At 68.9% G+C, this 14,551-nt stretch carries 13 protein-coding genes; 8 read left to right on the forward strand and 5 right to left on the reverse strand.

Annotated elements, in window-relative coordinates; genetic code table 11:
* Positions 1 to 61 precede the first annotated feature (61 nt).
* The 3 genes from DK26_RS23840 (at position 62) to DK26_RS23850 (ending at position 3,506) form a co-directional block, all read left to right on the forward strand.
* Positions 62 to 850 carry an ABC transporter ATP-binding protein gene (locus tag DK26_RS23840; RefSeq protein WP_066478052.1) on the forward strand — a complete coding sequence of 263 codons (789 nt, stop codon included), beginning with the start codon at positions 62 to 64 and terminating at the stop codon, positions 848 to 850.
* Complete coding sequence (locus tag DK26_RS23845; RefSeq protein WP_066478054.1) at positions 847 to 1,617, forward strand: ABC transporter permease; 771 nt, start codon at positions 847 to 849, stop codon at positions 1,615 to 1,617. The genes DK26_RS23840 and DK26_RS23845 overlap by 4 nt, the downstream gene beginning before the upstream one ends.
* Positions 1,618 to 1,886: 269 nt before the next feature.
* The gene (locus DK26_RS23850; RefSeq protein WP_066478056.1) at positions 1,887 to 3,506 is read left to right on the forward strand and encodes an acyl-CoA synthetase; all 1,620 of its coding nucleotides are present in this window, start codon (positions 1,887 to 1,889) and stop codon (positions 3,504 to 3,506) included.
* Here DK26_RS23850 and DK26_RS23855 read toward each other — a convergent pair.
* The 4 genes from DK26_RS23855 to DK26_RS23870 form a co-directional block, all read right to left on the reverse strand.
* Positions 3,472 to 4,602: a GNAT family N-acetyltransferase gene (locus tag DK26_RS23855; RefSeq protein ID WP_066478058.1), complete on the reverse strand. Its 1,131-nt coding sequence runs from the start codon at positions 4,600 to 4,602 to the stop codon at positions 3,472 to 3,474. The genes DK26_RS23850 and DK26_RS23855 overlap by 35 nt on opposite strands.
* A 118-nt stretch (positions 4,603 to 4,720) precedes the next feature.
* Complete coding sequence (locus tag DK26_RS23860; RefSeq protein WP_157089816.1) at positions 4,721 to 5,848, reverse strand: GTP-binding protein; 1,128 nt, start codon at positions 5,846 to 5,848, stop codon at positions 4,721 to 4,723.
* Positions 5,849 to 5,873: 25 nt separating this feature from the next.
* Entirely contained in the window at positions 5,874 to 6,794 is a 921-nt protein-coding gene (locus tag DK26_RS23865) for a DMT family transporter (protein ID WP_066478060.1), read from the reverse strand.
* Between the two features lie 17 nt (positions 6,795 to 6,811).
* On the reverse strand, positions 6,812 to 8,377 hold the full coding sequence (locus DK26_RS23870) for a D-alanyl-D-alanine carboxypeptidase family protein (RefSeq protein ID WP_066478063.1): 1,566 nt from the start codon (positions 8,375 to 8,377) through the stop codon (positions 6,812 to 6,814).
* A 190-nt stretch (positions 8,378 to 8,567) separates the two neighbouring features.
* On the opposite strand from DK26_RS23870, the gene DK26_RS23875 reads away from it, so the two are divergent.
* The 3 genes from DK26_RS23875 to DK26_RS23885 all read left to right on the forward strand — a co-directional run bounded on the left by DK26_RS23875 (position 8,568) and on the right by DK26_RS23885 (position 12,032).
* Positions 8,568 to 9,473 (forward strand): DMT family transporter, encoded by a 906-nt coding sequence (locus tag DK26_RS23875; protein ID WP_066478071.1) that lies wholly within the window; start codon positions 8,568 to 8,570, stop codon positions 9,471 to 9,473.
* A gap of 137 nt (positions 9,474 to 9,610) precedes the next feature.
* On the forward strand, positions 9,611 to 10,780 hold the full coding sequence (locus tag DK26_RS23880; protein WP_066478072.1) for an acetyl-CoA acetyltransferase: 1,170 nt from the start codon (positions 9,611 to 9,613) through the stop codon (positions 10,778 to 10,780).
* Positions 10,781 to 10,838: 58 nt separating this feature from the next.
* Entirely contained in the window at positions 10,839 to 12,032 is a 1,194-nt protein-coding gene (locus DK26_RS23885) for an MFS transporter (RefSeq protein ID WP_066478073.1), read from the forward strand.
* Between the two features lie 9 nt (positions 12,033 to 12,041).
* Here DK26_RS23885 and DK26_RS23890 read toward each other — a convergent pair whose 3' ends face one another.
* Positions 12,042 to 12,320 (reverse strand): BolA family protein, encoded by a 279-nt coding sequence (locus DK26_RS23890; RefSeq protein WP_066478254.1) that lies wholly within the window; start codon positions 12,318 to 12,320, stop codon positions 12,042 to 12,044.
* 76 nt (positions 12,321 to 12,396) lie between these two features.
* Between DK26_RS23890 and DK26_RS23895 the strand changes: the two genes are divergently transcribed.
* Together DK26_RS23895 and DK26_RS23900 are read left to right on the forward strand one after the other, a co-directional pair.
* On the forward strand, positions 12,397 to 13,014 hold the full coding sequence (locus DK26_RS23895) for a J domain-containing protein (RefSeq protein ID WP_066478075.1): 618 nt from the start codon (positions 12,397 to 12,399) through the stop codon (positions 13,012 to 13,014).
* A gap of 63 nt (positions 13,015 to 13,077) precedes the next feature.
* Positions 13,078 to 14,547, forward strand: a complete 1,470-nt coding sequence (locus DK26_RS23900; RefSeq protein ID WP_066478082.1) for an SLC13 family permease — start codon at positions 13,078 to 13,080, stop codon at positions 14,545 to 14,547.
* The last annotated feature ends 4 nt before the right edge of the window (positions 14,548 to 14,551 follow it).

Here is a 14,551-nt window from a genome sequence, read left to right on the forward strand (position 1 = left end):
CCGCATCCGGCCCTTCCGTCCGGGAGGGCCGGCATTCCTGCCTGCTGCCCACGGAGCGCCCTTGACCGCCTTCGTCGAACTGAACGAGGTCACGCATGTCTATGGCGGCGGCGATGGGCCGCCGGCCGTCGAGGGGCTGTCGCTGAAGGTGCGCGAGGGCGAGTTCGCCGCGATCGTTGGCCCATCCGGCTGCGGCAAGTCGACCCTGATGAAGCTCGCGACGGGCCTGCAGAAGCCGAAGGCCGGGCTGGTCGCGGTCGCCGGCCAGCGCGTCGCCGAGCCGATCAAGATCACCGGCATGGCCTTCCAGAACCCGGTGCTGCTGCCCTGGCGCACGACGCTGGAGAACCTGCTGCTGCCGCTGGAAGTGGTGCAGCCCCATCGCCAGCGCCTGCGTGCCAACAAGGCCGAGTATGTCGCCCGCGCCGAGGCGCTACTCGAGAAGGTCGGCCTCAAGGGTATGGGCGCGAAATATCCCTGGGAGCTCTCCGGCGGCATGCAGCAGCGCGCCTCGCTCTGCCGCTCGCTGATCCATGAGCCGAAGCTCCTGATGCTCGACGAGCCCTTCGGGGCGCTCGACGCCTTCACGCGCGAGGAGCTCTGGTGCGTGATCCGCGACCTGCAGGCCGAGCGCGCCGTGACCGTGATCCTCGTAACGCATGATCTGCGCGAGGCGGTATTCCTGGCCGACCGGGTGTTCTGCATGTCGGCGCGGCCCGGCAAGATCACCGCCGAGCGCGAGATCGGCTTTGCCCGCCCGCGCGACCTCGAAATCACCTACACGCCGGAATTCGCCGAGATCGTCCACGAGCTGCGCGGCCATATCCGGCAGGCGAGGGCGGCGGCATGAAGCGCTCGATCTGGCTCAGGCTCGCGCCCTATCTGTTCACGCTCGGCTTCTTCGCGCTCTGGGAGGCGGCCTGCCGGGCCCTCTCGATCTCGGCCTTCGTGCTGCCGCCGCCCTCGGCGATCTGGACGGCGCTGGTACAGTACCAGAAGCCGCTCTACACCAACGCCTTCCATACGCTGTGGATGACCTCGGCGGGCTTTGCGCTCTCGATCCTGTTCGGGCTCGCGGTCGGGCTGCTGGTCGGCTCCTCGCGCCTGCTCCGTGCCGGGCTCAACCCGCTGCTTGTCGGCTTCAACGCCATCCCCAAGGTTGCGGTGGTGCCGATCCTGGTGCTCTGGTTCGGGGTCGGCTGGCTGCCGCCGGTGCTGACCGCCTTCGTGATCTCGTTCTTCCCGATCGTGGTGAATGTCGCGACCGGCCTCGCCACGATCGAGCCGGAGACCGAGGACGTGCTGAAGGCGCTCGGCGCGAGCCGGCTCGACATCATGACCAAGGTCGGCATTCCGCGCTCGCTGCCGTATTTCTTCGGCGCGCTGAAGGTCTCGATCACGCTCGCCTATGTCGGCTCGGTGATCGGCGAGCAGAACGCCTCCAATCTCGGTATCGGCAATTTGATCACCCGCGCCTCGGCCGATTTCAACGTGCCGCTGGTCTTCGCCGCGCTGATCGTGCTGGCGGTGCTCGGCATCTTCCTGGTCGCGGTCGTCGACTTCGTCGAGAACCGGATGACCGGCTGGGCCAAGCGCTCGCAAATGGCCGGCGGCTGAGCGGGGCCTGAAGACCGCGGTTGACGCTTCGCCAAGGTGACAGCGCTCCGCCGTCTGCCTATCGTGCGCGCGCTCCAGCGCGTTTCCGCTCCCCGTAACGGTGGGACAGGAGGCGAGCCTCGCAGGGGCTCGCCATTCCGGGTCCGCTCCCCTCGCCAAGGTGGCCTCACCTCGGGTTCCTGCGGGCTCTGTCTCTTTGTTTTATCGCATTTTCTTCACGCGAACCGGTACCCACTTCGCGCGAGAATGCTCTAGCCGAGGGCCTGTCGATGCTTCCCGATATCCGCGACTATGAGCGCCTGCGCGCCGCGTTCCGCTGGCAGATCCCGGAACGCTACAACATCGGCGTCGATTGCTGCGATCGCTGGGCCGCAGTCGAGCCCGACAGGACCGCGCTGATCGAGCTCAATCCGGACTGGTCGGTCACGCCGGTGAGCTATGGCGAGTTGCGGGCTCAGTCGAACCGGCTCGCCAATGCGCTGCGCCGGCGCGGCGTCGGCATCGGGGACCGCATCGCGATCCTGCTGCCGCAGGGTCGGCATGTGCCGATCGTCCATCTCGCCGTCTACAAGCTCGGGGCCATCGCCGTGCCGCTGGCGGCGCTGTTCGGCGCCGACGCACTGTCCTACCGGCTGAACGATTGCGGCGCCAAGGTGCTGGTGACCAATGCAGCGGGCCTATCCAAGCTGGCGCAGATCGACGAGCCGCTGCCGGAACTCGAGCTGATCCTCTCCAGCGACGGCGCCGATGGCCGGGCCGAAGGGCTGGAGAGGGCGCTCGAAACCGAAAGCCCGGATTTCACCCCGGTCGACACCTCGCGCGACGACCCGGCGCTGATGATCTACACCTCCGGCACCACCGGCAACGCGAAGGGCGCCCTGCATGGCCACCGGGTGATGCCCGCCCATCTGCCGGGGGTGGAGATGCCGCACGAATTCCTGCCGCAGCCGGGCGATCTGATCTGGACGCCGGCCGACTGGGCCTGGGCCGGCGGCCTGCTCAACTGCCTGATGCCGGCGCTGCATCATGGCGTGCCGATCGTGGCGCGGCCGGCGGCGAAGTTCGACCCGGACGAGGCGTTCCGGCTGATGGCCGAACTCGGGGTGCGCAACAGCTTCATCCCGCCGACGGCGCTGCGCATGCTGCGCTCGGTCGACAATCCGCGCGGGCGCTACGACCTCAAGCTGCGCACAGTCGCTTCGGGCGGCGAGTCGCTCGGCGCCGAGACGCTGGCCTGGGGCCGCGAGAAGCTCGGCCTCACCATCAACGAGTTCTACGGCCAGACGGAGTGCAATCTCGTGCTGGCCTCCAGCGCGGCGCTCGGCGTGGTCAAGCCTGGCTGCATCGGCAAGGCGGTGCCGGGCCACGATGTCGCGGTGATCCGTGCCGATGGCAGCCTGTGCGAGCCGGAGGAGGAGGGGCGGATCGCGGTCAGGCGGCCGGACCCGGTGATGTTCCTGCGCTACTGGAACAAGCCCGAGGCGACGGCGGCCAAGTTCATCGGCGACTGGATGACCACCGGCGACCAGGGCCTTTGCGATGCGGAAGGCTATTTCCGCTTCGTCGGTCGCGACGACGACGTCATCACCTCGTCGGGCTACCGGATCGGGCCCGGCGAGATCGAAGATTGCCTGCTGCGCCATCCGGCGGTCTCGCTGGCCGCCGTGGTCGGCAAGCCGGACGCGCTGCGCACCGAGATCGTCAAGGCCTTCGTCGTGCTGGCGGCGGGCCATGAGCCGTCGGAGGCGCTGGTCGCCGACATCCAGGGCTTCGTGCGCCAGCGCCTGGCGGCGCATGAGTATCCGCGCGAGATCGCCTTCCGGACCGAATTGCCGATGACGACGACCGGCAAGATCATCCGCCGGCTGCTGCGCGACGAGGCCGGCTGAGCACGTCGCGGACGCCCTGGCCGCTGTTGCCGCGCGGACGGGGCGACAGCCGCAATTCGGCGAGCGGCAGCCGGTGGGCGACAGCGTGCTGGCCGGCGATCTCGCCGATCAGCTCATGGAGATGGCTGCGCCGGCGCAATTGGGCGAGGAGCTGCGCCAAGGGCGCGAAGCTGGCGAAGCGCTCGTCCTGTGCACTGGCATAGAGCCAGCGGCGCTTGCCCCTGCCGAGCAGGATCGCGCCTGCGATCGGCTGGCCATCCAGTGTCAGCAGGCTGGCGCGACATTGCCGGCTGCGGGCGAGATTGCGCGTCATGGCGCGCAGGAAGGCGGTCTCGCGGATATCCTGCAGGGTCGCGGTGCCGGCCCTGGCGAGCGGGCCGGACGCCTCCAGCGCCAGCAGCATCTCGACGGCGTCGCGCATTTCCTGGCGAGACCCGGCACCGGCCAGGGCGAGCTCGCCATGGCGGGAGAGGCCGTGGCGGAGCGCCGCGAGATCGGGCCCGCCCTCGGCCGGTGGCAGGGGCGGTGGGGCCGCCTGGCCCAACGTCGCCGTCCAGCCCATCGCGGCGGCATGCTCCAGCGCGCTTCGGGCGAGATGGCCGTCGCGATTGATGCCGGGCAGCACCAGGCCATTCGAGGCGTTGCCGCCCCAGGCATTGCGCATGCCGAACACGGCCTCGATCACCCGGCCCGTCTCCTCACGGTCGATCAGCGGGGCGGCGCTGCCAAACCGGTCGTCGCGCCAGCCGGTCAGAGTGTCGCTGCCGAACAGGCGACGGCTGCGCAGGACTGGGATGAAGCCGAGCAGGCGATTGGCGCCGCCGGGCTTGCCCTGCCAGGCCAGCAGCACCGAGACATCACGGAAGCTGACGAGATGCTGCGCGGCGGGCAAGGCGAAGCCTGGCTCGAGGAAGGGATTTTGCTCGATGGCACGACCGGCGAGATCGCTCCACTCCGCCTCGATCGCTACGCAGGCCGCCAGCGGCCGGCGTTCGATATGGATGGTGCCGCTTGCTTTCGCAGTATTTGCGATGTCCGGGCGCGCGGCTGGCCGGCGGCCATCGACCGGCATGTTCAGGGCGAAGAGGTTCGGCATGGTCCTGCCTCCGGAGCCCGCCGGATCGAGACTGTTACGTGCCGGAATGGCACGTCGCGACAGCGACAGCGGCAGGCTGTGAAGCAGGAATCAAGAAGCGGGCCAGATGGTGCCCGGCTCAGCCATGGTGGTGATGCGCATGGCTCTCCGTCCCGGCCGACGCGGTGCGGCCGAGAAAGGCGCTCCAGAGCCGAGCGACGACCGCCTCGTCGAGATCGCGGACGATCAGCACGAGGCGCGAGCGCCGGTCGGCATCCGGCCAGGCGGCAAGCTGTACCGGCGGATGCAGCACTTGCTGGACGGCATGGACGAGGAGTGGCCCTCGCGGCTCCTCGGCGAGGCCGACCAGGCCTTTGAGGCGCAGGAGCTTCGGCCCATGGGTCGAACGCAGCAGGGTCCAGAACAGTTCGAAGGTCGCCAGCCGGATCGGCTCCTCGGCGGTCAGGACGAAGGCGCGGATGCTGGCGTCGTGGCGGTTGACGTCATGGTGGTGGTGATGCGCGTCATGATCGTGGTGATGATGCCCATGACCGTCATGGTCATGGTGAGCGTGGCGATCGTGACCGCCTCCGAGCGTCTCGGCCGCGAGCCATCGGCGCAGCTCGCCAGGCCGGTCGGCGAGATCGTAGAGGCCGGCGCCAACCAGAGCCTGCGCTGGCGCATCGGCGGGCAGGATCGCGGCGCCGGGATTGAGCGCGCCGACACGCTCGCGCAGGGCGGCGACCGCTTCCGAAACGGGGGCGATATCGGTCTTGGTCAGGACGATCCGGTCGGCGGCGATGACCTGCCGCAAGGCTTCGGGATGGGCATCGAGCGTGGCGTAACCATTGACCGCGTCGACCACGGTGACGACCCCGTCGAGCCTGAAGCGCATGGCGAGGTAGCGGTGATTGATCAGGACGTTGAGTATCGGGGCGGGATCGGCGAGGCCGGTCGTCTCGATCACGACGCGCCTGAATGGCGCGATCCGGCCATTGTCGAGGCGGCGCAGCAGGTCCTCCAGCGTCACGATCAGATCGTCGCGGATGGTGCAGCACAGGCAGCCCGAGGCGAGCAAGATCATGTTGTCCTCGACGCCCTCGATGAGGAGGTGGTCGAGGCCGATCTCGCCGAACTCGTTGACCAGCACGACGCTGTCGGCCAGCGCTTCGTCCTTGAGCAGCCGGTTGAGCAACGTCGTCTTGCCGGCGCCGAGGAAGCCGGTGAGCAGGGTGAGCGGGACGGGCGCAGGCGGTTGAGCGGACATGAGGGCGATCGATCCGGCGGGCGGTTCAGGCTGGGGGCGCGAGCGCAAGCCTCGTAGCCCGTGCCCGCTTTTGTTCCAATATTACATTGGCCATGATCGCGGCAACGACAAGGGCCCCGCCGGCATATTGCAGCGCGCCGACGCGCTCGCCCAGAACGGCGGCGGCGATGATCACGGCGAAGACCGGCTCGGCGCAGAAGGCGAGCGCGGCCGGGCCGGGCGAGACGCGCGCCAGCGCCAGCACCTGCCAGAGGAAGCCGACGAGATAGCCGCCGATCGTGACGAGGACGGCGAGCGGCGCGAGCGCGAGCGCCAAAGGCGGCTGCATGCCGCCGGTGAGCAGCAGAATCAGCAGGGTCACCGGCAGGATCATCAGATGCGACCAGAACAGCTTCGGCAGCGTCCCGGTCTCGCCGAGCGCGCCGGCGGCGAAGAACTGCACCGCCGCCGCGACGCTGGCGAGCAGCGCCAAAGCGAGGCCGCGCGGGTCGAGCCCATGCCAGTCCGGCCCTACGACCATGGCGACGCCGAGGAAGGCGATGAGCACGACGACGATGCGCTCCAGGCTGGGCCGCGTCCGGGTCAGCAACGGCTCGGCGAGCACGACCAGCACCGGGAAAGTGTAGAACACCACGGCGGCAACGGTGACCGGCAGGAAGGCGACCGAGGAGAGATAGGCGCTGCCGACAAGCGCCGTCGAGATTCCGAACAGGATGAGCGCCGGCCAGCGGCGGCGTGGCACGGAAAGTCCGGAGCGCCAGAGCAGGACGGCGCCGCCGACCAGCGCCAGCATCAGGAAGACGCGGTAGAATACGAGCAGCGGGCCGCTCAGTCCGGCCATCCCGGCGATCTGGGCGCTGACGATATTGGTGCCGAAGGCAGCGGCGGAAGCGAGCGCCAGCGCGATACCGTGCTGGCCAGGGGAGACGTCGCCGTCAGTGCGCACGGCGTCTCCGAAAGGTCTCAGGCGTCAGGCTTGGCGGCAGACGCCGCCGGCTTGGCCGGGCGCGCGGGCGGCTTGGCCAGCGCGGTGCTCGGCTTGGCCTTGGCCGGAGCGGGCTTCGCCTTGGCGGGCTTGGTCAGCACGGGTTTCGCGGGAGAAGCCTTGGCAGCGCTGGTGCGCCCGGCCGGCTTGATGCCGGCGGCAGCGCCCGGCCGCAGGCTCGCCTGGGTTGCGGCGCCGGCCTGGACGGCGCCCTGCAGCCGCAGCGGGCCGGAGCGGAAGGCATCGGAGGGCGGCTGGACCTCGTCGCCCGGTGCCGTGGCGGCAAAGGCGGAGGAGCGCGAAGGGATCGCTCCATTGGCGGAGGCAGTCCTTCCGGCGGAGCCACCGACCAGACCGGCGGCGACCGGCGCCCCCGGCTGGATCTCGCGCGCGATCTGGGTGTCGGGCTTGGCGACGGCATTGGCCGCGAGCGGCGCCGCGGCGGAACCGGGCGTGCGGCCGAAAGCGACCGCGACGGTCGCGAGCGGAGCACGCTGGCCAAGGGTGATACGGCCCGATGGCGAACGGGTCAGGACCGCGCCGCCGACGCCGGACTGCGGTGCGCCAACGGCGAAGCGGTCGGAGGTGCCATCGCTGTTGCCGCCGACGCCAGGAGCGGAGGAGACGGTGATCGGGCCGCTGGAATCGACATCGTCGCCGAGTGCGCCGCCGCCGCGGCGGACCGTGTCGCAGACGCTGTAGGCACGCCCGCCAGTGCCGGAGGGGAGGCTCGCGACGGTGCTGCCGAAGCCGCCCCATTTGCCGAAGCCGTCATCGAGGAGCTGCGCCGCCTTGATGGTGCGCTCGGCGCCGGAATGGGCGCCCATCACCACGGCGATCAAGGTGCGGCCGCCGCGCGTCGCGGTCGCCACCACATTGAAGCCGGAGGCGCAGACGAAGCCGGTCTTGAAGCCGTTGATGCCGTAATAGCGGCCGACGAGGCCGTTGGTGTTCTTCAGCACCTGCTTGCCGAGCTGCACGGCGCCGGTATTCCAGTAATCCGAATAGTCGCCGAACTCGCTCATCAGAGCCATGGCGAGCACGGCGAGGTCGCGGGCGCTGCTCTGCTGGTCGGGATGGTGCCAGCCATTGGGATTGACGAAGTTGGTGTCGCGCATGCCCAGGCGCCGCGCCTCGGCATTCATCATCCCGACGAAGCTCTCGACATCACCGCCGACGCCCTCGGCGATGACATAGGCGATGTCGTTCGCCGACTTCACCATCATGATGCGGATGGCGTTGTCGAGCGTCACTTCCTGGCCGGCGCGGATATAGACCTTGACGCGCGGCTGGCTGGCGGCCCGCTTAGAGGCCGGGATCGCGGTCTCAAGTCCGATCTTTCCGTCGCGCACGGCCTTGAGTGCGACATAGAGCGTCATCATCTTAGTGGTCGAGGCCGGGTGCCAAGCCTGGCTCGCATTCTCGCTCGAGAGCACGGCGCCGCTGGAGGCGTCGATTACCAGACTCGTGCCGGCCTGGGCCGGGACGGCGGCGGCGAGGAAGCTGGCGACCGTGGCGCCGGCGGCGAGGCGAAATGCGTTCATCGGCTGAGGTCTTGAACCTGTCTTGACGTGGAGTTGAGCGGCTTCAACGCGACGCTTGGGGCATTTTCGAGACGGCGAGCGATTTTTTAAGCCTCGCTGATCCTGCATACCTACCCTTCGCAGAGCGATTTGCCTAGCGCCGTCAAGCGGTCCACAAGCGGGGAAATCGTCTTCGTTCCGGGAATTCCGCGTGAGCTTCGCCCTTTTGTGGATACCGGCGACGCTCGCCGCCTCCCTGCTCCAGACCGCGCGCAACCTGACGCAGCGCTCGCTGACCGACGCGATCGGGGTCGTCGGCGCGACGCAGGTGCGCTTCCTGTTCGGCCTGCCTTTTGCCGTGCTCTTCCTCATCCTGGTCTGCCTGGCGAGCGGAAGACTGCCGCCACCGCCGGATCTCCGCTATCTCGGCTTCACGCTCTGGGGCTCGGTGACCCAGATCCTCGCGACTGGGCTGATGCTGGCCGCGATGCGCGAGCGCTCCTTCTCGGTGACGACGGCCTACACCAAGACGGAGCCGGTGCAAGTCGCGCTGTTCGGGGCGCTCCTGCTCGGCGATGCGCTGAGCTGGCCGAAATTCGCGGCCATCGTCCTCGCCACGGCCGGCGTCGTGGTGATGTCGTGGAAGCCCGGCGAGAAGCTCAGCGCAGCGGGCCTGCGCCCGGCGGTGCTCGGGATCGCGGCCGGTGCCTCCTTCGCGCTCTCGGCGATCGGCTTCCGCGGCGGCATCCTCGCTCTGCCGGACGGAAATTTCGTGCTACGCGCCACCACCACCCTGACCTGGGGGCTGGTGTTCTCCTCGGTGATCCTCGCCGCCTATATGGCCGCGGTGGACCGCACGGCGCTGCGTCGCTCGATCGAGAACTGGAAACCCTCGCTCGCCGCCGGCTTCCTCGGCGCGGCCGCCTCGCAGTTCTGGTTCATCGGCTTTTCGCTGACCAGCGCCGCCAATGTCCGCACGCTCGGCCTGGTCGAGGTTCCTCTCGCCCAGATCGCCTCGCGCCGGATCTTCTCCGAAGGCACGTCGCGGCGCGAGATCCTGGGCATGACGATGATCGTCGTCGGCGTCGGCGTGCTGCTGGCGCTTTCGGTCGGCTAGGAGTTCGGCGTGGCGCGCTTGACAGGGCCGGGCCGTTGGCCTTTCCACGCACGACAGAAATGCACCGGTGCCGCTTGTCGCGGGACGAGGGCAACGGCAGATAATGTGTATCTGCACATCATTCGGGAGATGACGCCATGAGCGCTGCAATCGTCGGTTGGGCCCATACTCCGTTCGGCAAGCAGGATGCCGAGACCATCGAGAGCCTGATCGTCAGGGTCGCGACGGATGCGCTGGTCGATGCCGGCATCACCGCGGACCAGGTCGACGAGATCGTGCTCGGCCATTTCAACGCCGGCTTCTCGGCCCAGGACTTCACCGCCTCCCTCGTGCTCCAGGCCGACCCGGCGCTGCGCTTCAAGCCGGCGACGCGGGTCGAGAACGCCTGCGCCACCGGCTCGGCCGCGGTGCATCAGGGCGTGCGCGCCATCAAGGCCGGCGCCGCCAAGGTCGTGCTGGTCGTCGGCGTCGAGCAAATGACGACGACTCCGGGGCCGGAAATCGGCAAGAACCTGCTCAAGGCGTCCTATCTCGCCCAGGAAGGCGACACGCAGGGCGGCTTCGCCGGGGTCTTCGGCAAGATCGCCGGGGCCTATTTCCAGCGCCATGGCGACCAGTCCGACGCGCTCGCCATGATCGCGGCGAAGAACCACAAGAACGGTGTCGACAACCCTTACGCCCAGATGCGCAAGGATCTCGGCTACGCCTTCTGCCGCGAGGAAAGCGAGAAGAACCCCTTCGTCGCCGGCCCGCTGAAGCGCACCGACTGCTCGCTGGTCTCGGACGGCGCCGCCGCGCTGGTGCTGGCCGATGAGGAGACCGCCAAGACCCTGCGCCGCGCCGTCGGCTTCCGCGGCATGGCCCATGTCCAGGACTTCCTGCCGCTGGCCCGCCGCGACATCCTGAAGTTCGAGGGCGGCGCGCTCGCCTGGCAGAAGGCGCTCGCCAATGCCGGGATCGCGCTCGACGATCTTTCCTTCGTCGAGACCCATGACTGCTTCACCATCGCCGAGCTCATCGAGTACGAGGCGATGGGCCTGACCAAGGAGGGCGACGGCGCCCGCGCGATCAAGGAAGGCTGGACCCAGAAGGACGGCAAGCTGCCGGTCAACGTCTCCGGCGGCCTGAAGGCCAAGGGCCATCCGATCGGCGCGACCGGCGTCTCGATGCACGTGCTCTCGGCCATGCAGCTCACCGGTGAGGCTCCGGAAGGCATGCAGGTCAAGGATGCCCGCCTCGGCGGCATCTTCAACATGGGCGGTGCGGCGGTGGCGAACTACGTCTCCGTGCTCGAGCGGATCAAGTGAACGCTCCGGGAGCTCCGCGGCCGGCCGAGGCCGCCTCGGCCCGGCATGGGAGTTCCCGGTGACTATCTTCTTCGCGCTGCTGCCGGCCTATATCCTCTCGATCTTCTACCGTTCCTTCCTGAGCGTCATCGCCGGGCCGGTCATGGCCGATCTCAAGATCGGCCCAGCCGAGTTCGGCACGCTCGGCGCCGCCTGGTTCATCACCTTCGCCGCCGCGCAGTTCCCCGTCGGCTGGGCGCTGGACCGCCTCGGGCCGCGCCGCACGGTCGGCGCGGCGATGGCTATCGGTGCGGTCGGGGCCTTCCTGTTCGCCACGGCCCAGAGCGCGTGGGTCGCGGTCTTGGCCATGGGGCTGGTCGGCATAGGCTGTTCCCCGATCTTCATGTCGGCGCTCTATCTCTTCGCGCGGACGCAGGACGTGGCACGCTTCGGCGTGCTGTCCTCGGTCTTCATCGGCCTCGGCTCTCTCGGCAATCTCGCCGGTGCGGCGCCGCTGGCGCTGGCGGCGCAGAGCTTCGGCTGGCGCGCGACCATGCTGGGCTTCGCCGCGATGTTCCTGCTGGCGACAGTGCTGGCCGCGGTGCTTGTCCGCGATCCGCCGGTTGCGACCGATGCGTCGGGGCAGCAGGAAGGCCTGCTGAAAGGCCTGAAGAGCATTGTCAGCATCCGACCGCTCTGGCTGCTGGCGCCGATCACGCTCAGCGCCTATGCGATCCTGGCGACGGGGCGGGGGCTGTGGATCGCGCCGTTCATGAGCCAGGTACATGGGCTCGACGCGGTCGCTGCCGGCCATGCGGCGCTCGCCATGGCGATCACCATGACATCAGGCGCCTTCGTCTATGGGGCGCTGCAGAAGCGCGTCGGCCGCAGCAAGCCCCTCGTCGCCTGGGGCACGGCGGTGACCGGGGTGGGTTTCGCCTTGCTCGCCTTGCTCGGCGACCGCTCGATGCCGGGCGCAGTCACGCTGTTCGCCATCGTCGGCGGCACCGGCTTCACCTACGCGATCCTGATGGCGCATGCCCGCGTCTTCTTTCCCGACCATCTGGTCGGCCGCGGCATGACCTTCGTCAACTTCCTGTTCATCGCCGGGGCGGCGGCGGTCCAGTTCGGCTCGGGCTGGTTCATCGCGGCCCAGCGCGCCGCCGGCCGCGATCCGGCGACTGCCTTCGCCAATCTGCACTGGGTCTTCGCGGCGCTGCTGCTCGCTTCGACCGCGGTCTACCTGTTCACGCCGGAGCGCAGGACGAAGTAGGCGCTCAGCTCAGCCTTCTGCGGGCGCGCGCGCCACGATCGCCAGAGCGTGCACACCGCCGGCCAGTTCCTCGGCCAAGGCGGCATTGACCAGGCGGTGGCGCTCGAGCCGGCTCTTGCCGGCGAAGGCCTGCGACACGATATCCACCCTGAAATGGGTTTCGCCGCCCTCGCGCCAGCCGGCATGACCGTGATGCTGGTGCGATTCGTCGATGACGGCGAGGCGGGCGGGCGCCAGCGCCTGTTCCAGCTTGGTCGTAATCCGTTCAGCCATTGTGGTCATGATCATGCCCTTGTCGCGCGGCACGACTCACTGCCGCGGCACACTTGTCGCTTTCACGTTCCGGTCCCATAACCCGTCCAGCATGAACTTCAACTCGCGCCTTTTCGATCGTATCAGGATCGGCCCCTCCGAAGCGGAGGAGGTCGTCGAGGAACCTGCGCGCCGCTGCGACCATGCCGGCTGCACCAAGGCCGGCGAGTTTCGGGCGCCGATGGGGCGCGGCAAGGAAGGCAAGTTCTTCCAGTTCTGCCTCGACCATGTGAAGGCCTACAACGCGACCTACAACTACTTCGCCGGGATGAATGACGAGGCGCTCGCCGCCTATGCGAAGCAGGAAGAGATCGGCCACCGGCCGACCTGGAAGCTCGGCGTCAATTCGAAGGCTGCGCGGATGTCGCAGCGCGGCCGGGTTTCCGGCGGCGCAGCCGGGCCGGAGGTCCAGGACGGGTTCAATATCTTCGGCGCCCGCGCAGGCCAGCAGCAGGCGAAGGCGGAGCCGCGCGTCGGCATCGTCGCGCGCAAGGCGCTGGAGACGCTCGGCCTCGACGACACCGCCGACCGCGCGGCGATCAAGGCGCGCTACAAGGAACTGGTGAAGCGCTTCCATCCCGACGCCAATGGCGGCGACCGCTCGCGCGAGGGCACGCTCCAGGAAATCCTCAAGGCCTATCAGACGCTGAAGAGCACCGGCGCAGTCTAAAGGGCCGCGCAGATTTTCCGCCGCGGCTGGGAATAAGCAGGCACGCGCCGTCGTTTGCGCGGCATGAGCATTGTCCCGACCCAGATCCTGACCAGGGCCCGCATCGGCGGGCCGCGGTCTTTCGCCCTTCCCGCCCTGGAAATGCGGCTGCCGTTTCGCGCCGCGATCCTCCCGCTCGGGCTCGCCGCCCTGTTCGGCGCGGCGATCTGGCTCTGGCTGCCATTCCCGGCCGAGGCCCGGATCGCGCTGATCGTGTTCGGCCTCGCGACGATCGCCTGGTGCCTGACCTCGCTCGACGACACGCTGATCGCGCTTGCGGCGGCGGCAATTCTGGTCGCAACACGCACCGTCCCGGCGCAGCAGCTCCATGGCGCGCTCGGCAGCGAGCTGATCTGGCTCCTGATCGGCGCCTTCATCATCGCGGCGGCGCTGCGCGCCTGCGGGCTCGCCGAGCGGCTGGCTCTCTCGGCCCTGCCCCGCGTCCGCACCGTGAGAGCCCTGTTCCTCGCGGTCACCGCCGTGATTATCGCAACCGCCTTCGTGGTGCCGTCGACCTCTGGCCGGGCGGCACTATTGCTGCCGGTCTATCTGGCCCTCGCCGCCGCCATCGACGATACTAGGATCAATCGGGCGCTCGCTCTGCTGTTCCCGACGGTGATCCTGCTTTCGGCGGGCGGCTCGCTGATCGGCGCTGGCGCGCATCTGATCGCGGTCGAGATGATCGTACGCAGCGGTGGCGGCGCCTATGGCTATCTCGGCTGGATGGCGATGGCGCTGCCGCTGGCGGTGATCGCCAGCCTCGCCGCCATGGCGCTCGTCCTGTGGTTGTTCCTCGCGCCGGCCGAGCGGAGGCGGGCACTGTCTCTGCCCGCGCCCGAGACCGGCCCGCTGACGCGTCAACAGCTCTATGTGGGCGCCGTGATCGGCCTCGTCGTGCTCGGCTGGAGCACGCAGGGCCTGCATGGCGTCGATGCCGCGGTCGTGACGCTGCTCGGTGCCGTCGCGGTGACCTTGAAGCCGCTCGCGCCGGTCTCGATGAAGCAGGCGGCCAGGACGGTCGAATGGCAGCTCATCCTGTTCCTCGCTGCGACCACGCTAATGGGCAGCGCGCTGATCGCGACCGGCGCGGCGAAATCGCTGATGGAGCTTCTGCTCGCAGCGTTGCCTCCCGGCGCGCTGGGCTCGGTGCCGGCGGTGGCGGCTTTGGTCGCCGCGGTAGCACTGCTCTCGCATCTGCTGATCACCTCGCGTAGCGCGCGGGCGACCATCCTGATTCCGCTGCTCGCCCTGCCGCTGGTCGCGCATGGCTATGATGCCGGGGCGCTGATCGTGCTGATCGTGATGGGCACCGGCTTCTGCCAGACGCTGGCGGTCAGCGCCAAGCCGGTCGCGCTCTATGCCGATCTCGAAAAACCGACCTATGCGGCGCGCGACCTGATGCTTCTTTCGCTGGCGTTGCTGCCGGTGATGTTCGCGCTGTTGATGGGTTTCTCGCTCTGGATCTGGCCGTTGTTCGGCCTGGCTTTGCGCTGAGCCG

The organism is Allobosea sp. WAO (assembly GCF_001509835.1).
GTDB lineage: Bacteria > Pseudomonadota > Alphaproteobacteria > Rhizobiales > Beijerinckiaceae > Allobosea.